This is a genomic window from Microbacterium suwonense, assembly GCF_030296555.1.
In the GTDB taxonomy this organism is placed as follows: Bacteria; Actinomycetota; Actinomycetes; order Actinomycetales; family Microbacteriaceae; genus Microbacterium; species Microbacterium suwonense.
The window spans coordinates 1,647,542-1,667,555 of the sequence record NZ_AP027728.1 but is presented as its reverse complement, the minus strand read 5'-3'; the positions used below and the strand labels follow the sequence as shown (position 1 = coordinate 1,667,555).

The 20,014-nt window shown below is 68.7% G+C and carries 16 protein-coding genes; 14 read left to right on the top strand and 2 right to left on the bottom strand.

Annotated features, from left to right (window positions below):
- The first annotated feature begins 8 nt into the window (after positions 1 to 8).
- The 4 genes from guaB to QUE33_RS08305 all read left to right on the top strand — a co-directional run bounded on the left by guaB (position 9) and on the right by QUE33_RS08305 (position 4,709).
- Entirely contained in the window at positions 9 to 1,511 is a 1,503-nt protein-coding gene (guaB, locus tag QUE33_RS08315) for an IMP dehydrogenase (RefSeq protein WP_286299042.1), read from the top strand.
- Positions 1,512 to 1,838: 327 nt separating this feature from the next.
- A complete protein-coding gene (locus QUE33_RS08310; RefSeq protein WP_350226440.1) occupies positions 1,839 to 3,020 on the top strand; it encodes an MFS transporter in 1,182 nt (393 codons plus the stop codon).
- A complete protein-coding gene (locus QUE33_RS16135; RefSeq protein ID WP_350226439.1) occupies positions 2,996 to 3,208 on the top strand; it encodes an MFS transporter in 213 nt (70 codons plus the stop codon). Before QUE33_RS08310 ends, QUE33_RS16135 begins: the two co-directional genes overlap by 25 nt.
- A gap of 13 nt (positions 3,209 to 3,221) precedes the next feature.
- The gene (locus QUE33_RS08305) at positions 3,222 to 4,709 is read left to right on the top strand and encodes a pyridoxal phosphate-dependent decarboxylase family protein (protein WP_286299040.1); all 1,488 of its coding nucleotides are present in this window, start codon (positions 3,222 to 3,224) and stop codon (positions 4,707 to 4,709) included.
- Positions 4,710 to 4,722: 13 nt separating this feature from the next.
- On the opposite strand, the gene QUE33_RS08300 is transcribed toward QUE33_RS08305, so the two are convergent.
- Together QUE33_RS08300 and QUE33_RS08295 are read right to left on the bottom strand one after the other, a co-directional pair.
- Entirely contained in the window at positions 4,723 to 5,733 is a 1,011-nt protein-coding gene (locus QUE33_RS08300; RefSeq protein ID WP_286303124.1) for an FAD-dependent oxidoreductase, read from the bottom strand.
- A gap of 29 nt (positions 5,734 to 5,762) precedes the next feature.
- The gene (locus QUE33_RS08295; RefSeq protein ID WP_286299038.1) at positions 5,763 to 7,616 is read right to left on the bottom strand and encodes an FAD/NAD(P)-binding protein; all 1,854 of its coding nucleotides are present in this window, start codon (positions 7,614 to 7,616) and stop codon (positions 5,763 to 5,765) included.
- Between the two features lie 157 nt (positions 7,617 to 7,773).
- Between QUE33_RS08295 and QUE33_RS08290 the strand changes: the two genes are divergently transcribed.
- The 10 genes from QUE33_RS08290 to QUE33_RS08245 all read left to right on the top strand — a co-directional run bounded on the left by QUE33_RS08290 (position 7,774) and on the right by QUE33_RS08245 (position 19,897).
- Positions 7,774 to 8,931 (top strand): ABC transporter substrate-binding protein, encoded by a 1,158-nt coding sequence (locus QUE33_RS08290; RefSeq protein WP_286299035.1) that lies wholly within the window; start codon positions 7,774 to 7,776, stop codon positions 8,929 to 8,931.
- Positions 8,932 to 8,994: 63 nt separating this feature from the next.
- Positions 8,995 to 10,857, top strand: coding sequence for an ABC transporter permease (locus QUE33_RS08285; RefSeq protein WP_286299032.1), 1,863 nt, complete (start codon positions 8,995 to 8,997; stop codon positions 10,855 to 10,857).
- Positions 10,854 to 11,699, top strand: coding sequence for an ABC transporter ATP-binding protein (locus QUE33_RS08280; protein ID WP_286299031.1), 846 nt, complete (start codon positions 10,854 to 10,856; stop codon positions 11,697 to 11,699). The genes QUE33_RS08285 and QUE33_RS08280 overlap by 4 nt, the downstream gene beginning before the upstream one ends.
- On the top strand, positions 11,696 to 12,472 hold the full coding sequence (locus QUE33_RS08275) for an ABC transporter ATP-binding protein (protein ID WP_286299030.1): 777 nt from the start codon (positions 11,696 to 11,698) through the stop codon (positions 12,470 to 12,472). The genes QUE33_RS08280 and QUE33_RS08275 overlap by 4 nt, the downstream gene beginning before the upstream one ends.
- Positions 12,469 to 12,972 (top strand): carboxymuconolactone decarboxylase family protein, encoded by a 504-nt coding sequence (locus QUE33_RS08270; protein WP_286299029.1) that lies wholly within the window; start codon positions 12,469 to 12,471, stop codon positions 12,970 to 12,972. Before QUE33_RS08275 ends, QUE33_RS08270 begins: the two co-directional genes overlap by 4 nt.
- Complete coding sequence (locus QUE33_RS08265; RefSeq protein WP_286299027.1) at positions 12,972 to 13,598, top strand: peroxidase-related enzyme; 627 nt, start codon at positions 12,972 to 12,974, stop codon at positions 13,596 to 13,598. Before QUE33_RS08270 ends, QUE33_RS08265 begins: the two co-directional genes overlap by 1 nt.
- A 71-nt stretch (positions 13,599 to 13,669) precedes the next feature.
- Positions 13,670 to 14,788 carry a GuaB3 family IMP dehydrogenase-related protein gene (locus QUE33_RS08260; RefSeq protein WP_286303122.1) on the top strand — a complete coding sequence of 373 codons (1,119 nt, stop codon included), beginning with the start codon at positions 13,670 to 13,672 and terminating at the stop codon, positions 14,786 to 14,788.
- Complete coding sequence (locus QUE33_RS08255) at positions 14,785 to 15,615, top strand: SURF1 family protein (protein WP_286299026.1); 831 nt, start codon at positions 14,785 to 14,787, stop codon at positions 15,613 to 15,615. The genes QUE33_RS08260 and QUE33_RS08255 overlap by 4 nt, the downstream gene beginning before the upstream one ends.
- A 239-nt stretch (positions 15,616 to 15,854) precedes the next feature.
- On the top strand, positions 15,855 to 18,590 hold the full coding sequence (locus tag QUE33_RS08250; protein WP_286299025.1) for an ExeM/NucH family extracellular endonuclease: 2,736 nt from the start codon (positions 15,855 to 15,857) through the stop codon (positions 18,588 to 18,590).
- A complete protein-coding gene (locus tag QUE33_RS08245) occupies positions 18,509 to 19,897 on the top strand; it encodes a bifunctional metallophosphatase/5'-nucleotidase (protein ID WP_286299024.1) in 1,389 nt (462 codons plus the stop codon). The genes QUE33_RS08250 and QUE33_RS08245 overlap by 82 nt, the downstream gene beginning before the upstream one ends.
- The last annotated feature ends 117 nt before the right edge of the window (positions 19,898 to 20,014 follow it).

Sequence of the window (20,014 nt, the reverse complement as noted above, 5' to 3'; positions counted from 1 at the left end):
CAGTTTCCATGCAGCAGCACGACCCCTTCGGTTTCACAGGGCTCACCTACGACGACGTGCTGCTTCTGCCGGGGCACACCGACGTCATCCCCAGCGAGGCCGACACGTCCTCGCGCATCACCCGCCGCATCTCGGTCGCGACCCCGCTGCTCTCCAGCGCGATGGACACCGTCACCGAGGCTCGCATGGCCATCGCCATGGCGCGCGAGGGCGGCATCGGCATCCTGCACCGCAACCTGTCCATCGCCGACCAGGCCGCCGACGTCGACCGCGTCAAGCGCAGCGAGTCCGGCATGATCACCGACCCGATCACGACCACCTCCGACGCCACCGTCGAAGAGGTCGACGCGATGTGTGCCAAATACCGCATCTCGGGCCTGCCCGTCGTGGACGGCGAAGGCCGTCTGGAGGGCATCGTCACCAACCGCGACATGCGCTTCGTCACCGGGATGGATCGCAAGACGACGCGCGTGCGCGACGTGATGACCCGCGAGAACCTCGTCACCGCCCCGGTGGGTGTGGCCGCGGGCGACGTCATCGCGCTGTTCGCCAAGCACCGCGTCGAGAAGCTGCCGCTCATCGACGAGAACGGCAAGCTGGCCGGACTGATCACCATCAAGGACTTCGACAAGAGCGAGAAGTACCCGCTGGCCACCAAGGACGACCAGGGTCGGCTGCGCGTGGGCGCCGCGATCGGCTTCTTCGGCGACGCCTGGGAGCGGGCCGAGGCGCTGCGGGATGCCGGTGTCGACGTGCTCGTGGTCGACACCGCGAACGGCCAGTCGCAGGGCGTGATCGATCTGATCACGCGGCTCAAGGCCGACCCGTCGTTCGAGCACATCGACATCATCGGCGGCAACGTCGCGACCCGCGAGGGTGCGCAAGCGCTGGTGGATGCCGGTGTCGACGCCGTCAAGGTGGGTGTCGGCCCCGGATCGATCTGCACCACCCGCATCGTCGCCGGGGTGGGCGTGCCGCAGGTGACCGCCGTGTACGAGGCGTCGCTGGCGGCGGCGCCCGCCGGCATCCCGGTGATCGCCGATGGTGGGCTGCAGTACTCGGGCGACATCGCCAAGGCGCTGGTCGCAGGAGCGGATGCCGTGATGCTGGGCTCGCTGCTGGCAGGAACCGACGAGTCGCCGGGCGAGATCGTGTTCCAGTCGGGCAAGCAGTTCAAGCTGTACCGCGGCATGGGCTCGCTCGGCGCGATGCAGACCCGCGGCAAGCAGACCTCGTATTCGAAGGACCGGTACTTCCAGGCCGATGTGCCCAGCGACGACAAGCTCATTCCCGAGGGGATCGAGGGTCAGGTGCCGTACCGCGGGCCGGTCTCGGCCGTGGCGTACCAGCTGATCGGAGGACTGCGTCAGTCGATGTTCTACGTTGGTGCCCGCACGATCGAGGAGCTCAAAGCCCGCGGCAAGTTCGTGCGCATCACGGCGGCCGGCCTGAAGGAATCGCACCCGCACGACGTGCAGATCGTCGTCGAGGCCCCCAACTACAAGCGCTGAGCTGCGGCGCCCCTGCTCGCTGCCCGTCGGCTGCTGCGCTTCGGGTGGCTGTTGTGCTTCGGGTGGCTGTTGTGCTTCGGGTGGCGCAACACGCGGCATCCATGGTGCTTGAGGCGGCCATCTGTGACACGTGAGGGTTCTGTGTGGGGGTGGGGGTGTGGCGCCCCTGTGCTTCGGGTGGCGCAACACGCGGCATCCGTGGTGCTTGAGGCAGCCATCTGCGACACGTGAAGCAAGAGGGTGAGGGGTGCACGGGGGTGCGCACGAGCGCCCATGCAGAGCAGCGCACGCCCACGGGAGACGGATGCCGACGCTAAAGTGAGCGGCATGGGTTCACGGACGAATTCGCTCAGCCGCGGGCAGGTCACGCGTTACGCGATCGGATCTCTCGGCACGGGCGGCTTCGCCACACTGCCCGGGCTGGTGCTCGTCTACTACCTCACCGACTCACTGGGCGTCACGGCGCTCGCAGCCGGGGCGATCGTCACTGTGGCGAAAGTGTGGGACGTGCTGATCGACCCGGTGATCGGCGGCCTCAGCGACCGCTCTCTCGCGCACACCGGCACCCGGCGGCGCGCCATGATGCTCGGCGGCATCGGACTGCCGATCGCGTTCGTCCTCACCTTCGCCGTCCCGGCCGGTCTCGGCCCGCTGCCGGCCGCGCTGTGGGTGCTCGTGGCGTTCATGCTCGCTGCGACATGCTTCAGTCTCTTCCAGGTGCCCTACATCGCTCTGCCCGCCGAGCTCACCGACGACTACCGCGAGCGCACCCGCCTGCTCAGCTGGCGCGTGGTGCTGCTGACCGTCGCGATCCTGCTGTTCGGCGCCGGCGGTCCCGAGCTGCGCGCACTGTTCCCCGACGACCCGCTGATGGGCTACCTGGTGATGGCCGTCGTGGCCGCCGTGGTGCTGGGGGCAGCGATGCTCACGTCGGCGAGCGTTGCCCCGCAGCGTCCGCTGCTGCCTGTGCGGCCGGGGGCCTCGATCGCCGAGCACTATCGCGACGGCATCACTGTGCTGCGCGAGAGCCAGCCGTTCCGCGCACTGCTGGCGACGTTCCTGCTGCAGGGCCTGGCCACGGGCATGATGCTCGCCGCCGCGCAGTACGTCGCCCGGTGGGTGCTCGATGACGAGACCGCGGTGACGCAGCTGTTCGTGGCGCTCATCGCTCCGGCGCTGCTGATGGCACCGGTGTGGAAGCTCATCGCCGATCGGGTCGGCAAGGAGCGCGCCTTCCGGATGGCCAGCATCGTCTTCATCCTGGCCACGCTCGCGCTGGTCGCCATGGTGTGGGTGCCGGGCTGGTGGATCGTCGCGCCGGTGGCGCTCGCCGGCGCCGCCTATGCGGGCATGCAGACGCTTCCGATGGCGATGCTGCCGGATGTGATCGCCTACGACCGCTCACGGCACGCGGCAACGGATGCCGGCGGGCAGAACCGCTCGGGCATCTTCGGCGGGGTCTGGACGGCGGGGAGACCACCGGCATGGCGCTCGGCGGCACCGTGCTGACGATCGTGCTCGCCGTCACCGGATACCTGGAGACCACCGCCGGCCAGACCGTCGTCCAGCCGGAGTCGGCGGTGGCCGGCATCGCGGTGTCGTTCAGCATCCTGCCCGCCGCGCTGATGCTGGCGAGCCTGGTCACGCTTGCGCGGTATCGCCTGCGCGAGGCCGATATCGTGGGCACCTCCGCATGATCGGCGCCGCATCATGAGCGGGTCCAGCGGGTCCAGCGGGGCCAGCGACATCCTCGAGCGGCTGCGGCGGCTGCGCGCGGGCGATGCGCCGACCCACGGCGGACGCGTGCTCTCCTACGTCTACGACTCCGGCCGGGAGGAGCTGGATGAGCTGGCGGATGCTGCGGCCAGGCTGGCCAGGCCGCTGAACGGCCTGGATCCCACAGTCTTCCCCTCCATCGCGGCGATGGAACGCGACCTGGTCGCGTTCACCAGACGGATGCTGCACGGCGGACGCTCCGTGGTGGGATCGGTCACCAGCGGCGGGACCGAGAGCTGCCTGCTCGCGGTGAAGACCGCGCGCGATCTGTGGCGCAGGGAGCATCCCGAAGGTGGTCGTCCGCGGCTGCTCACCGCGACCACCGTGCATGCTGCGTTCCAGAAGGCCGCCCTGCTGTTCGACCTGGACTGGGATCCGGTGCCATGCGGAGCAGACGGGGCGGTGCACGCTGCGGACCTGATCGCCCGCATGGGCGACGATGTGGCGCTGGTGGTCGTCTCGGCACCGGCGTACCCGAGCGGGGCGCTCGACCCGATCCCCGCCGTGGCCCGGGCAGCAGCGGAGCGCGGCATCTCGTGCCACGTCGACGCCTGCTTCGGCGGTTTCGTGCTGCCGTGGTGGCCGGAGCTGCCGCACTGGGACTTCCGCGTGCGTGGTGTGACGAGCATCTCCGCCGATGTGCACAAGTTCGGCTACGCGCCCAAGGGCGTGTCCGTGCTGCTGCATGGCGGCTCGGGGCACGAAGGCCGGCGCCGCCATCGGACGCAGTTCTTCGCGACCACCCGCTGGTCGGGATATCCGGTGGTGAATCCGACGCTGCTCGGCTCCCGGTCCGCCTCTCCCCTCGCCGCGGCCTGGGCCATCACGCAGCACCTCGGCGATCGCGGGTACGCCGAGCTGACCGGGGCGATCCGTCGCGTCGCGCTCGCCCTCATGGCGGCGGTGGACGGCATCCGTGGGCTCACCGTGATGGGCGAACCGGCGGGCCCCGCGATCGCCGTCATCGCCGACCCGTCCGTTCCGAAGCCGGAGCAGGTCGATCCGCACCGGCTCGCCGACGCGCTGATCGGCTACGGCTGGAAGATTCAGCATCAGCCCGGCATGACGCAGAGCGACGGGGTGCGCATCCCGCACAGTGCGCACCTGACCGTCACCCCCGTGCTGGAGCAGAGGATCTCGGAGTTCACGGATGCTCTGCGCTCGGCATCCGATTCCGTGCGCGGGCGGCCGCGAGCCGACGCGCGGATGCTGATGGCGGGCATGCGCACGCTGGGATACGGCGAGGGCGGGCGGGTGCCGGGACCGGAGGCCGCATGGCGGCTGCTGCGGATGGCCGGTGCGGCGAAGATGTCCGGCGAGCAGCCGATGGCCCGGCTGATGGCGCTGATCGAGCTGCTGCCGCATCCGGTCGCCGAAGCACTGCTGACCGAGCTGCTGGCGCGGACCTCAGAACCGCACTGAACGGCCAGGCCCATCAGCTGCTGCTGAGCGTAACCGCCAGGTCCGCGAGCACGGCACCGATGCCAGGGGCGAACTTGAACCCGTGACCGGAGAAACCTGCGCCGATCACCACTCGCCCACGCCGTTCCAGGACGAACGTGCTGTCATCTGTCGACGTGTACGTGCAGCTCAGATGCACGGCCGAGGCCGGGTCGAGTGCGGGCATCCACTCGCGCACGTATTCCACCAGGGCCTCGCCGTGTGTGGTGCGATGCGGACGGTCGTCCGGATCTACCTCGTCGCCGACCCGGTGGAACCCGACTTTGACGCCCTCGCCCGGTGTGGGCATACCATACACGGTCGCCGGATAGCGCTCGGGGTCGACGTAGTGATTGAACGAGGGCCAGGAGACATTCGACATCGGCGTGAAATGCGCCGGCGTCTCCTCGGTGACGCGTAGCCTCGGCAGGCCAGTTCCGAGCAGCTTCGACGTCCACGCCCCGGCCGTGACCACGACCGTCTCGGCATGCAGAACACCGTCGGGAAGCGTGACGGCGACGTGTGCGTCGTCTTCATGGATACTCAGTGCAGGCGTCTCCCAGCGCACATCGCCGCCGGCTGCCACGATGCGGCGTTCGAACTCGAGAAGGGCGGCAGATGCCCGGATTACGCCGGCATCGGACGACCACAGCACGTCTGTTACGAAGCGCATGCCCGGCCAGCGTCGCCGCGCCTCATCCGCACCCAGGATCTCGGAGGGGATGCTGCGCTCGACGAGCCGGGTGTGCACCGCTGCGATGTCGACCTCGCCATGCGTGACGAGCCCGTGCATCCGCAGCAGCGGCTCGCCGTCAGGGGCGCCCAGCGCATCCCAGCCGTCGCGGGCGCGCAGGAGCAGATCGAGGTAATGCGGCTCGACGTAGGCGTTGTTGAAGTTGCGGGTCGCGCCATGCGAGGCGCCCTGCCCGTGCCCCCGCGCGAACTGCTCGAGAACCACTGGGCGGTGTCCGCGTCTGCTGAGCTCCCAGGCCGTCGCCAGCCCCATCACCCCGCCGCCGATCACAATGATGTCGGTCACGAGCCGCTTCCTGTTCGCGCGAGCGCTGCGTGCGCGAGCGCTGAGCGGGCGGCCGCATCACATTCGCGCAGCACCGATGAGTTGGTTCCCGGGACGGGGGCGATGATAGTGAACACCCGCGCATCCTCGTGAGGCACACCGACCGAGTACAGTCCCGGCACCGCCGTGCCGTCGGCGCCGATGAGTGCGCCGTCCTCCGGACGGATTTCCACGGCATCCGAATCGGTCCCGTCGGCGTGCTGCCAAGCGCGGGCGTACCCGGCTACGAGAAGTGCTCGAAGCAGTGGGTCGGCGGTGCGCGTGACTGTTGGAGCGGGAAGCCATGCGTCGATCAGCTGCTCTGCCCGAACGGGTTCGGTAAGGCTGGGGGACCGCACCTCCACTCCGGCATCTGCGACATCGACCGCAATTCCGGGGCCGGTGAACCTCACCACCCCCGTCTCGTGCAGCGCCAGCAGCTGTCTGCTGCGCCGCAACGGCGGACCGGAGCCGAAGGATGCCGCGATCGAGAGGAATCGCCGGTAGTCCGGGAACGACGACGCCGTCAGTCCGCCGAAACCCACCAGGTCTATGAGCGCACCGCGCGCGGCGGCGTAGGAGTGCAGGGCGAGCTTCATCGGGCTGTCGAAGCCGAGTGCAGCCTCTGCCGCATCGTCACGGACGATCGCGGCCACGACGGAGTCAGGATCGTCGACCCCGGTATGCTTCGCGAAGGGATCGGCGGTGTGGGTGAGTGAGAGGCGGTCGTCGGGATTCTGCACGTGCGCGCGAACCAGTTCTCCGGGTGCGGCGGCACCGTCGATGAGCCCGCCGAGCAGTGAGGGGGCATCCCGCACAGCGGCCGGGCGCACACGAGCGAGTGTCGCATAGTGGTCGTGAAGAGCATCGCGCTCGATGAGCGGCAGGACGTCCCGGGCGAAATCAACCGGGCGCCGTGCGATCAGGTTGGGCAGGGCGGCGCGCAGGATTCGCTGCGCGGGGAAGAACGGCGGGGTTCCGAACGCCGGCTTCGCACGATACGGGATGCCGCGACGCGAACCGGCGATCAGCAGAGGCTCGCGACCGGACGGCGAATAGTGTGAGAGATCGCGGGAGAAAACGCCCCCACGACCCTCGGTGAGCATGCTGACCACGTCGAAGAATCCCATGCCCAGACCGCGCACGGCCACAGTGCTGCCCGGCGCGATGCGGGTGAGGTCCTGATCGATCGGATTGCCGGCCGCGACGACTCGTGGATGCGCGATCGCATCGTCGCGATCGAGCCAGCCGACCGCCAGCAGCACGGCATCGGCCGGATAGCCGCCGCTCGGCGTCGCGAGTGTCCAGCCGGAAGCGTCGGGACACAGGGATTCGACCCGCTCGGCGATCACGCGCACCCGGACGTGCGCGGGCGCGAAGGCGACGATGCGCGCGAACGCCCACCGCAGGTAATGGCCGTACAGCAGTCGGCTCGGACTCGACCAGTCCTCGGTCTTCTCGGCTTCGGCGGCGACCTCGGACGGAAGACCCGCGGGGTCATGCGCGACCATCCGGCACCACTCGGCCAAGCTCGGTCCCGGCGTGATCGGCCCGTCGATCGCGACGGAGTCGTCCGGAAAGACCGTCGACTGAGCTGCGACGGTGTTCATGATCAGCGTCTGTGGCTGGCCGTCACGCCAGATGCGGCCTGATCCCGGGGGATGTGGATCGAACACCACGATCTCCAGCGGCCGCGTGCCCGACCGCGCTGCGGCCCGCGCGACCAGCCTCTCGACCAGCAGGGTGCCACGGACGCTGCTGCCGATGACGGCGATCCGGACGGTACCCGCTGCCATGGCATCCGTCCTCCGCCCTCGCTCGTCGAGGATCATTGTCTCAATCGTCGCGATTCCTGGGCACGTCTGTGACCGAGTGTTTCGCGTGAATGGAAATGCGCGGGCGTGCTTGGTTGTATCGAGTCACAGCCCGGTTCTTCGACGTGTCCCTGCAGCGTGGACCGGATTCCCTATGCACCCGATGGAGACCGCCATGTCGTCACGCCGTCTGATCACCACCCTCGCGGGCGCCACCGCCCTGATCCTGGCCCTGGCAGGATGCTCGGGGCCCTCCGCTGCGGACGAGGCGGAGTCCTCCGACGTCATCCGCCTCGGCGTCCCGCTGCCCGAGACAGGCGACAACGCGCAGTACGGTGAGTACTTCAAGCAGGGCTACGAGCTCAAGCTCGCTGAAATCAACCGTGCCGGCGGGATCGATGGCCGGCAGGTGGAGCTGGTGTACGAGGACTCGCAGTCCGACCCGGCGCAGGCCGCGTCGCTGGCGCAGAAGTTCATCGACGATTCGTCGATCGTCGCGACCTTCGCAGACTTCGGCACCCCGGCCGCTGCGGCCTCCAGCCCGCTGTACCAGCAGGCCGGTCTGCTGCAGTTCCTCTTCACGCAGTCCGCGTCCGACGTCACCGACCCGGGCGATTACATCTTCGCCACCTGGGTCTCGCAAGAGTACGAGGCGCCCCGCCTGGCTGAGTTCGCGCTTGAGCACGGCGACGAGGCCGCCGTCTTCTACCACGACACCGACTGGGGTCTGAACACCTACGGATTCTTCAACACGGGTGCGGAGGATGCCGGACTGGATCAGGTGTACACCACCGCGTACGACCCCCAGGGCAAAGACTTCCGTCCGCTGCTGCTCGCCGCAGCCAAGGCCACACCCGATGTCATCGTCATCATCGGCTACGCGGCCGATGGCGCGCTGATCACCGCCCAGGCGCGCGAGCTCGGGCTCGAGCAGCCGATCGTCGGGATCAGCTCTATCTACAACCAGCAGTTCATCGAACTGGCCGGTGACGCAGCCGAGGGCGTCGAGACGCTCAGCTATTTCACGCCGGAGAACCCCGACAAGACGGTGCAGAAGTTCATCGCCGACTTCTCCGACGCCTATGACGTGGCGGTTCCGAGCGACTTCGCGATCCGGGCGTACGACGCGCTGTCAATCCTTGCGGAGGCCATCGAGGCCGCAGCCGCAGACGGCGACATCACTCGCGAAAGCGTGCGCGACGCGCTCGCCGCCGGTTCTGATTTCGACACGATCCTCTACGGGCCCGTGACCTTCAACGAGAAGCGGCGCGTCGATGACGCGCAGCAGTACCCGCTGGTCGTGCGCGACGGGGCCTTCGTCCTGCGGGACTAGCCGGATTCCAGGTGCCGTGCGGGCTTCCTCGCACGGCACTGTCGCACTCTCTGAAAGATCGTCATGGACACACTTCTCGCCGGCATCATCAGCGGCAGCACCTATTCGCTGCTCGCCGTCGGCGTCTCACTCGTGTTCGGCGTATCGAACATCGTCAACTTCGCCCACGGTGCAGTGTTCGCCGTGGGTGGCATGCTCGGATGGTTCCTCGCCGCGCAATTGGGCTGGCCGCTGTGGGCGGTGCTGATCGCGGTCGTGCTGTTCACTAGCATCCTGGGCCTGATCATCTACCTCGTTGCCGTCCGCCCACTGCGCACGGCACCGGGGATCGCGGTGCTCCTGGCGACGTTCGCCATCGGGATCATCATCGACAACACCTCGCAGCGTGCCTTCGGCGCCGAGACCCGCCGCTTCCCCGCTCTCCTCGAACGCAGCAATTTCGAGCTGTGGGGGTTTCGTTTCGGCACGATCGCGATCGTGATCGTCGGGGTGAGCGTCGTCTGCGTCACAGGACTGGCGCTCGTGCTGGCTCGCACCCGCATCGGTCGGGCGATCCGCGCGACGGCACAGGATCCCGAGGCAGCTGCGCAGATGGGCGTTCCGGTCGGCCGAGTGCAGGCGATCTCCTTCGTCGTCGCATCGGGCATGGGCGGCATTGCCGGGGTGCTGGTCGGGATGTACTTCTCGAACGTCGAGCCATCGATGGGCTTCACCGCAGGCATCACCGCGTTCGCCGCCGCCACGATCGGTGGGCTCGGCTCGCTGCCGGGCGCCATCATCGGCGGTCTGGTCCTCGGCATCGCGGAGGCGTTCGGCATCTCCCTCTGGGGTGACTCGGTCCGTGGACTCATCACCTTCGGCGCCCTGATCCTCGTGCTGTGGGTGCGCCCTGGGGGCTTTCTCGGCAGAGTTCCCGCCCTGGCGGCAGAACCCATGACCGGCACCTTCTTCGGTGCCGGCCGCCCTCTGCGGCTGAATCGCTGGCTGGCGATCGGCCTCATCGCCCTCACCGCTGTTCTGCCGCTTGTCGTGAGTGACTACGTGCTGCGGGCCGGGGCTCTCGTCTGGATCTACGCGCTGTTCGCCCTGTCTGTCACGCTCGCCGGCGGGTTCGCAGGGCAGATCGTGCTCGGCCAAGCCGGTGCGCTCGCCATCGGCGCGTACACCTCGGCACTGCTGGTGACCAAGGCCGGCTGGGACTTCTGGGCGAGCTTCGTCGCGGCGGGACTGCTCGCCGCGATCATCAGCGTCGTCCTCACCGCTCCCACCTGGCGGTTGCGCGGTCACTACGTCTCGATGGCCACCCTGGCGACCGGAGCGTTCATCGCCGCTCTCGCTCTCAACCTGCATGACCTCACCAACGGATCCCGTGGCATCGTCGCGATTCCGCGTCCGACATTCTTCGGCGCACCGGTCACGAGTGCCTGGGGAATGTACCTGCTGACGTTCGGCATCCTCATCGCTGCTCTCGTGTTCGTCTCTCGCCTGGGTGCGTCCCATCTGGGGCGCACGTGGGCGGCCGTCCGCGAGGACGAGGTGGCAGCCGCGGCATCCGGGCTGCATCCCGCTGCGTACAAGTCGCTTGCTTTCGGTATCGGATCGGTGATCGCGGGCTTCGCGGGTGCGCTCTACTCCGCGCAGGTAACCTACCTCCAGCCCGGGCAGTTCGACGTCTCGCTGTCAGTGCTCGCCGTCACGATCGCGATCCTCGGCGGGCTGCGGGCACCAATGGGAGTCGTGGTCGGCGCCATCATCCTCGTCGGCGCTCCCGAGCTGTTCCGCAGCCTCGCCGATTGGCGGCTGTTGTTCTACGGCGTGCTCCTTCTCGTGCTCATCGTGCTGCGCCCCCAGGGCGCCTGGTCGCACATTGAGCCCGTGGCCCGGGCGTGGCGCCGGGTGTCGCGACGGACGGGGGCGTCCGCATGACCGCGCTGCTGAAGGTCGACGGGATCACCAAGCGCTACGGAGGTCTCACGGTCGTCGACGGCGTGTCCTTCGAGGTCGCCGCGGGCGAGGTCGTTTCGATCATCGGGCCGAACGGATCCGGCAAGACGACGACCCTGAACATCATCTGCGGCGCGTTGGGGGCGGATGCCGGTGTCGTCGAGCTCGCCGGGGAGCGGATCTCCGGTCGTAAGGCCTACGACATCGCCGGAGATGGGCTCACCCGCACATTCCAGAACGGCCGGGTGATCGGCAACCTCACCGTGCGCGACAACGTCCTGATCGGACTGGAGACGGTCCAGACTGTGGGGCGCCCGCTGGCACGGCTGCGGCGCTACCCTGGGCTGCGTTGGCTGCCACTGCTCGCCGAGGTCGCCGGCGCCATCGTCCCCAGCCGTGCGCGACGCCGGCAGGATAAGCGGGATCGCGAGCACGTCGCGCATGAGCTCGAGCGCTTCGGCACCCGCCTGGCGCCACGCGTGGACGAGTACGCGTTCTCGCTCTCCTACGCGAATCGTCGTCGGGTAGAGATCGCCCGTGCGCTCATCTCCGGGCCGCGCCTGCTCGTGCTGGACGAGCCGACCGCGGGGATGAACACCACCGAGACCGCCGAGGTGCTGCAGCAGCTCCAGGAGCTCAAGCGCCTCGGACAGTCGCTCGTCCTGGTCGAGCACAAGCTCGATCTGGTCATGGCGCTCTCCGATCGCGTGCTCGTGCTCGATAACGGCCGACTCATCGCCGAGGGAACACCCGCCGAGGTGCGACGCGACCCCCGGGTGATCGAGGCATACCTCGGAAAAGCCTTCGCGGAAGGAACACAGTGAGCGCGCTGCTGGAGTTCCGGGACGTGAGCGTCGATTACGGCACCAGTCCCGCGCTGATCGGTGTCTCGCTCGAGATCGGAGCGGGTCGGGTCGTATCTCTGCTGGGAGGGAACGCCTCGGGCAAATCGACGACCATGAAGACGATTCTCGGTGTGGTTCGTCCGCGTGCCGGCAGCGTCTGGTTCGACGGGGAGGACATCACACGATGGTCGACGCCGCGGCGGATCCGCGCGGGCATCGCCTCCGTCCCAGAGGCGCGACGGGTGTTCCCGGAGATGACAGTCGAGGACAATCTGCTGATGGGCGCCTTCACGCGCACCGATCGGGCGGTGCGTTCGAGCCTCGCCGACATCTACGCGTTCTTCCCCCGGCTGGCTGAGCGGCGTCGCCAGCTCGCCGGCAGCATGTCGGGCGGTGAACAGCAGATGCTCGCGTTCGGACGGGCGCTGATGAGCGGGCCGCGTCTGATCTGCATGGATGAACCCACCATGGGGCTGGCCCCGGTGATCGTCGAGCAGGTTCTCGCGCATGTCGCCGCGATCAACCGAGACCTGGGCGTGAGCGTGCTGCTGGTGGAGCAGAACGCAGAGCTGGCGCTGCAGGTCGCCGACCGCGGCTATGTGCTGCGCACCGGCGAGGTCGCCCTGCACGGCAGCTCCACTGAGCTGCTCGCACACCCTGGCGTGCGCGAGGCGTACCTGGGTCAGGGCATCGCACCGCTGGCCGCAGCCGACGGCATCCGCGCCGTCGACGTCGAGGAGGAGTCGCCATGACCGATGTGATCCTGCAGATCGCGGGGCTGGAACCGGATGCCCCGCGCGATCACCGGCCCGCAGTGCGCGAGGCCGCCCAGGCCGCGCATGAGGCGCTGTTCACCGTGCCAGCGACGGATCCTGTGCCCGGGGTTGATCGCGATCTGCGTCATCTGATCGCCGCGCGTGGTGCGTGGCTGGACGGTGACCGTGCGGCCGCAGACTGGTATCGGAGCCGCATCCAGGCGGTCCCGGATGCGACAGATCTCGTCACCGCCGGTGCGGATGGCGCTGCGGGCATCCGTTCGCCCCGCGCGCTGCGTGCGGCACTGCGCTACGTCGACCTGCTCGTCACGCGTCCGGCCTCCGCCGCAGCCGATGACCTCAATGGCCTGCGGGCCGCCGGTTGGAGCCCCGCCGAGATCGTCGTGATCGGGCAGATCGTCGGACTTGTCAGCTACCAGGTGCGCATCGCGCAGGCACTGCGAGTGCAGGCGCTGCAGGTGCAGGAGGACAGGTAATGAGCACGCACTTCACCACAGATGAGCGCGCCTGGCATGCCTGGATCGAGCCGGTTGGCCCGCAGACGGGAACACCCGAGCAGATCCAGGCCTACGAGTCGAGTGTCTGGCCGGACTCGCCCTACTTCCGGCTGCTGGCTTGGCACCCCGCCGCGCTAGAGGCCCGCACTGCGCTCGATCATGCCGTATTCCTGGCACGTCCCGGCCTCCGTCGAGGAGAGCGGGAACTCGCGGCCACCGTCGCATCGCGACTGAACGGCTGCGAACTCTGCACCAGCGTGCACTCGCGCTTCACCGTGACCTTCACAAGGCGAGAGGACGAGGTGAACCGCCTGCTCACCGAGGGCGTGGAGGCCGAACTCGATGACCGCTGGCGGGCGATAACCGATGCCGCCGCTGCCCTGACGGCGTCGCCGCCGCGGTTCGGCGAGCACCATGTGCGGGCGCTGCGCAATGCCGGACTGAGCGCCTCCGACGTGCACGACATCGTCGAGGCGACGGCCTTCTTCGCCTGGGCGAACCGGTTGATGCTGTCCCTGGGCGAGCCCGCCGCACCGAGCGACGAGGACGCGCAGGCGCTCGCCAATCAGCGCGCGGCCGACACCGTTGCGCGCGGCCAGGCCTGACGCGCCCTGAACGGTAGCCGCCGGCACCCGCAGAGGGCGTCGGTGCGGCCGGGTAGTCTGGGAGGGTGAGCATGGACATCGAGATCGGCCGAGGCAAGCGCGCGCGTCGCGCGTACACGTTCGACGACATCGCGGTCGTGCCGTCACGGCGCACCCGCAACCCCGAAGACGTCTCGACGACGTGGACCATCGACGCGTTCTCCTTCGATATCCCGGTGCTCGGCGCCCCGATGGACTCGGTGGTCAGCCCGCAGACGGCGATCATGCTGGGACGTCTGGGCGGCCTGGGCGTGCTCGATCTCGAGGGCCTATGGACGCGCTACGAGAACCCGCAGCCGCTGCTCGACGAGATCGCCGCGCTCCCCGTCGAACGCGCGACCGTGCGGATGCAGCAGCTGTACTCCGAGCCGATCAAGCCCGAGCTCATCACTCAGCGTCTGGCCGAGATCCGCGAGGCCGGCGTCACCGTCGCGGCCTCCCTCACCCCGCAGCGCACCCAGGAGCTCTACGAGAGTGTCGTGGCAGCCGGGGTCGACCTGTTCGTCATCCGCGGCACCACGGTCTCGGCCGAGCACGTCTCCAGCGTCGCCGAGCCGCTGAACCTGAAGAAGTTCATCTACGACCTCGACGTGCCCGTCATCGTCGGCGGCGCCGCCACCTACACTGCGGCCCTGCACCTGATGCGCACGGGCGCCGCGGGCGTACTGGTCGGCTTCGGCGGGGGAGCGGCCTCCACCACGCGCGCGACCCTCGGCATCCATGCACCGATGGCGACCGCCGTCTCCGACGTCGCCGCCGCTCGCCGCGACTACCTCGACGAGTCGGGCGGACGCTACGTGCACGTGATCGCCGACGGCGGCGTGGGCACCTCCGGCGACATCGTCAAGGCCCTCGCAATGGGGGCGGATGCTGTGATGCTGGGCGTCGCGCTCGCGCGCGCCACGGATGCTCCCGGCAACGGTTTCCACTGGGGCGCCGAGGCGCACCACCCGCAGCTTCCGCGCGGCCGCCGCGTGGCGGTGGAGGGCGTCGCGACACTTGAGGAGATCCTGTACGGCCCCGCTCCCGTCGCCGACGGGACGGCGAACCTGATCGGCGCTCTGCGCAAGTCCATGGCGACGACCGGGTACTCCGACCTGAAGGAGTTCCAGCGCGTCGAGGTCGTGCTCGCGCCCTACGAGCTGGGATGACCGACAGCGGGCTGAACCTGCCGCAGGAGTTCCCGCCGACCCTGCGCGAGGTGATGCTGCGCCGGCGCTGGCTCGGCGTGCTCGCGCTGTGCCTGGTCGTCGCCGGCGTGTTCGCCTGGCTCGGGCAGTGGCAGCTTGCGCGGGCGATCGACACCGATCCGCCACCGCCTGGGATGACCGAGCAGGTGCGTCCGCTGGACGAGGTCATCGAGCCCGGACAGTACCTCGCCGAGCAGCTCGGCGGGCAGCGCGTGCAGACCAGTGGCACGTGGGTGCCCGAGGACTTCATCGTGCTCTCGCAGCGCTTCAACGACGGTGAAGAGGGCTATTGGGTCACCGGGCAGCTGCGGGTCGCGGAGCGCACCTCGATCGCCGTCGCGGTCGGCTGGGCGCAGACGCGGGAGCAGGCGGATGCCGCCGTCGAATCCCTGCAGCGGGAAGGCGCCGTCTCGGTGAAGATCACGGGGCGTCTCATCGATGACGAAGGCGTGGAGGTGCCGCCGCGCGCCGATCCTCTGCAGCTCACACGGATGTCGCCGGCGGCACTGCTGAGCAGATGGCACGACATCGATGAGCTGAACGTGTACCGTCCGTACCTGGCATCCGTCACGGCATCCGCCGGTCTGGTCGACATCAGCTCGCCTCCGCCGCAGCAGAAATCGCCGATCAACTGGCTGAACATCTTCTACGCAGCCGAGTGGGCGGTCTTCGCCGGATTCGCGTTCTATCTCTGGTATCGACTCGCCAAGGATGCCTGGGAGCGCGAGGTCGAGGAGTTCGAGGAGGCTGCCGGGGAGGGATCCGGGGCCGGGGAGACTGCCCGTTAGTCGAACCGCGGGATGACCATTCGGTTAGCAGTTGACGAACTCCCTTGCCGATGTCGGTGGCCGGTCATAGGTTCGCTGACATGCGCCGTCGGGTCACGCCCGTGCGCTGCGCCGGATTCACGAGATCCGGCGGTCGACCGAACGAGGAGACAGTAGTGACGATGTCCGGCCCCGATGCCGGGAACCCGATGGTTCCCGCGCCACGTCTGAGAATCCGAGGGCGTGCCTGCGCTCTTGCCATGACCACCGTTTTCGCGCTGGGCTTCGGCCCACTGGTCGCCTCACCGGCCTTCGCGGCGGATGGCGATCCCGAGCCCGTGCCGGCCTCGATCGCCGAGGTGCAGGGCACCGGCGGCGTGTCGCCGTTCGCCGAAGCGGGCACGAAGGTCGTCGTCGAGGGCGTGATCACCGCCGACTACCGCACCGGCGGCTACGACGGCATCGTCATCCAGACGCAGGGCTCCGGCGGTGACACGGACGACACTCCCGGTGCCTCGGACGGCATCTTCGTGTACCTGAACGGAAAGTCCGTGCCGGGGAGCATCGGCGACCTCGTCTCGGTCACGGGCACGGTGAGCGAGTACTTCGGCCAGACGCAGCTCACCCCGGGCACAGCGGCCGACGTGACCCTCGTCACCGCCGGGGTCGGCGCCCCCGATCCGGTCGCGCTGCCGGCGAGCGTCGTCGGCACCGACCGCGAGCAGTACGAGAACATGCTCGTGACCCCGACGGGCGACTACCTGGTGGCCTCCAGCCACCAGCTCTACAACTTCGGCACCCTCTGGCTGAACCCCGGCGAGCTGAACGTGAAGAGCACCGAGCTCAAGAGCCCCGGTCCCGACGCGGATGCCATCGCCGCGGCCAACCGCGCCGACCGCATCCTGCTCGACGACGGCTACAACGTGCAGATCAGCAATGCCGCTCATCCCGGTGACCAGCCCTACTTCACCGAGGACGTCGTCGTGCGCAACGGCGACGGGGTCGACTTCGGCGGCAACGCCTTCGTGCTGCAGTACGGATTCGACGATTGGCGTCTGCAGCCGGTCACGCCGCTGGACAGCACCTCCCCGGCATCCGAGAGGGTGACGTTCACGACGAACAACCCGCGGCCCTCTGTGCCGTCCGTCGGTGGCGACGTGCAGATCGCGTCGTTCAACGTGTACAACTACTTCACCACGCTCAGCTCGCAGAACTCCGACGCACGCGGCGCGAAGGATGCGGCGCAGTTCGCGATCCAGAAGTCCAAGATCGTCGCGGCGATCAACGGCACCGGTGCGGAGATCGTCTCGCTGATGGAGATCGAGAACTCGGTCAAGCTCGGCGAGCCGATCGACAGCGCCCTCGCCGACCTGGTCAGCGGTCTCAATGCGGCTGCAGGCGCCGAGGTGTGGGAGTACGTGCCCACCCCAGACGCGCTGGACGACCCCGCGACCACCGACTTCATCACCAACGCGATCATCTACAAGAAGGGCGCGGTGACGCCGAAGGGCGAGAGCGCAACCATCACGGACGAGACCGTCTGGGGCAATGCTCGCGAACCGATCGCGCAGACGTTCGACATCGACGGACGCACCGTCACGGTGGTGGCCAACCACTTCAAGTCCAAGTCGGGCAGCGACCCCGAGCCGGCCGACGGGCAGGGCCTCTTCAACGCCGACCGCGTCGCTCAGGCGCAGTCCCTGCTGCAGTTCACCGAGCAGCTGAAGGCCGATAGCGGCAGCAGCGACATCCTGCTGATCGGCGATTTCAACGCCTATGCGCAGGAGGACCCGATCGAGGTCTTCACCTCGCAGGGCTGGCTCGACACCGTGCCCGGCAAGGCGAAGGGGCAGTACACGTACACCTTCGACGGCGAGCTCGGCTCACTCGACCATGTGATCGCCTCGCCCTCATTGGCCTCGTCGATCACCGGAGCCGGCGTCTGGGCGATCAACTCACCGGAGTGGAGTGACCGCGGCTACGCCTTCGGCGCCACGGAGTCGGGCACCCCGTTCCGATCCAGCGACCACGACCCGATCCTGGTCGGAGTCTCGGCCGACCAGCCGCCGATCAGCATCGACATCGCCACGATCAACGACTTCCACGGTCGCATCGAGGCCGATGGCGCCGCCGCCGGAGCGGCCGTGCTCGCGGGTGCCGTGCAGTCGGTGCGCGACGCGAATCCGAACACGATCTTCGCCGCCGCCGGCGACTTGATCGGAGCCTCGACGTTCACCTCGTTCATCCAGGACGACAACCCGACCATCGACGCGCTGAACGCCGCCGGGCTCGACGTGAGCGCAGCAGGCAACCACGAGTTCGACCAGGGCTGGGAGGATCTGCGCGACCGCGTGCAAGACCGCGCCGACTGGGAGTACATCTCCTCGAACGTGTTCGTCACCGCCACCGGTCAGCCGGCTCTCGCACCGGCATGGGTGAAGGAGGTCGATGGGGTGCGGGTCGGCTTCGTCGGCGCCGTCACCGAGGACCTCGGCTCCCTCGTCTCGCCCGACGGCATCAAGGATCTCGAGGTGCGCAGCATCCCCGACTCGGTCAACGCCGTCGCCGACGACCTGCGCGACGGCGACCCCTCCAACGGAGAGGCCGACGTCGTCATCCTGCTCGTGCACGAGGGCGCCTCGACCGTGGAGCTGTCCAGCATCACACCGGACTCCCCGCTGGGCGAGATCGTCTACGGCGTCGATGACGACGTGGACGCGATCGTCTCGGCGCACACCCACCTGGCGTACAACCACGTCATCGACGGCCGTCCGGTGGTCTCTGCCGGGCAGTACGGCGAGAACCTGGGCGTGATGAACCTGCAGGTCGACCCGACGACGAAGGAGCTGATCTCGATCGTCAACGAGATCCGCCCCTCGCGCATCAGGAAGGCCCCAAGGGTCAGGAGGTCTGGGTGCCGAACTACCCGGCCGTCCCGGCCGTGCAGTCCATCGTCGATGAGGCCAAGAAGGAGGCTGACGTCCTCGGCGCCGTGAAGGTCGGCGAGATCACCGCAGACCTCAACCGTGCTCGCCAGAGCGACGGGAGCACCGAGAACCGTGGCGGCGAGTCGACCATCGGCAACTTCGTCGCCGATGTGCAGCAGTGGTCCACCGGTGCGCAGATCGCGCTGATGAACCCCGGTGGCATCCGTGCCAATCTCACCTACGCATCGACGGGAGACAGCGATCCGGACGGCAACGTGACCTATCGCGAGGCGGCGACGGTGCAGCCGTTTGCCAACACGCTGGTCACGCTGCAGCTGACCGGCGCGCAGCTGAAGTCGGTGCTCGAGGAGCAGTGGCAGCCCGACGGCGCGAGCCGTCCGTTCCTGAAGCTCGGCGTCTCCAAGGGGCTGACATACACGTACGACCCGACGGCGGCGAAGGGCAGCCACATCACGTCGATCACGCTGAACGGCACAGCCATCGATCCGGCGGCGTCGTACCTGGTCGCGGCGAACTCGTTCCTCGCGGCCGGCGGCGACAACTTCTTCACCCTCGCCGACGGCGCGGATAAGAAGGACACCGGAAAGGTCGACCTGCAGTCGATGGTCGACTGGTTCACAGAGAACAAGACGGCTTCGCCCGATCTCGCACAGCGCGCGGTCGGTGTGGCGGTCACGCCCGCCGGTGCCGCACCGGGAGACCAGGTGACCGTCGATCTCTCGTCGCTGGCGTTCAGCGCGGGCGAGACGGCGCCGACCTCGGCCTCGGTCTCGCTGGACGGCGTCGAACTGGCCACCGCCGCGATCGACCCGACCGTGGTGGATGCCACGGATGAGGTCGGACGCGCCAGCCTGACGTTCACGGTCCCGGCCGATGCGCACGGTGCGCAGACGCTGACCGTGGCCACGGATGCCACCGGCACGACGGTCGAGGTCCCGGTGACCTTCGCCACCACTGCGGCCGGCGGGACCATCGCACTCGACAAGGCGAAGGTCGCTGCAGGCGGATCCGTGACCGTCACGGGCGAGGGCTTCGCGGCAGGCGAGAAGCTGACCATCGAGCTGCGCTCGACCCCGGTGACGCTCGGCACGGTCACCGCGGCCGCGGATGGCACCTTCTCGACGAGCGTCGTGATCCCGAAGAGCACCGCGGCGGGGGCGCACACCATCGCCGTCATCCAGAGTGATGGCGCCGAGGCGACGGCTGCGCTGACGGTGACCGAGGCCGCAGGAGCTGGCGATGACCTCGCCATCACCGGCGCGGACTCGATGCCGTACCTGCTGCTCGCAGCACTGCTGCTGGCGACGGGCCTCGGCCTGGTCGTCCTGCGGCGGCGTCGGGCCGCTCGACACTGATCGAACGGCCTGATCCACGGACGCCCGTCGCCTCTCCGGAGGCGGCGGGCGTCCGATCGCGCGATGGGTGTCCCTCTGCGGGGCGGCGGGGCGTCGGCATCCGGGAGGCGGGACGTC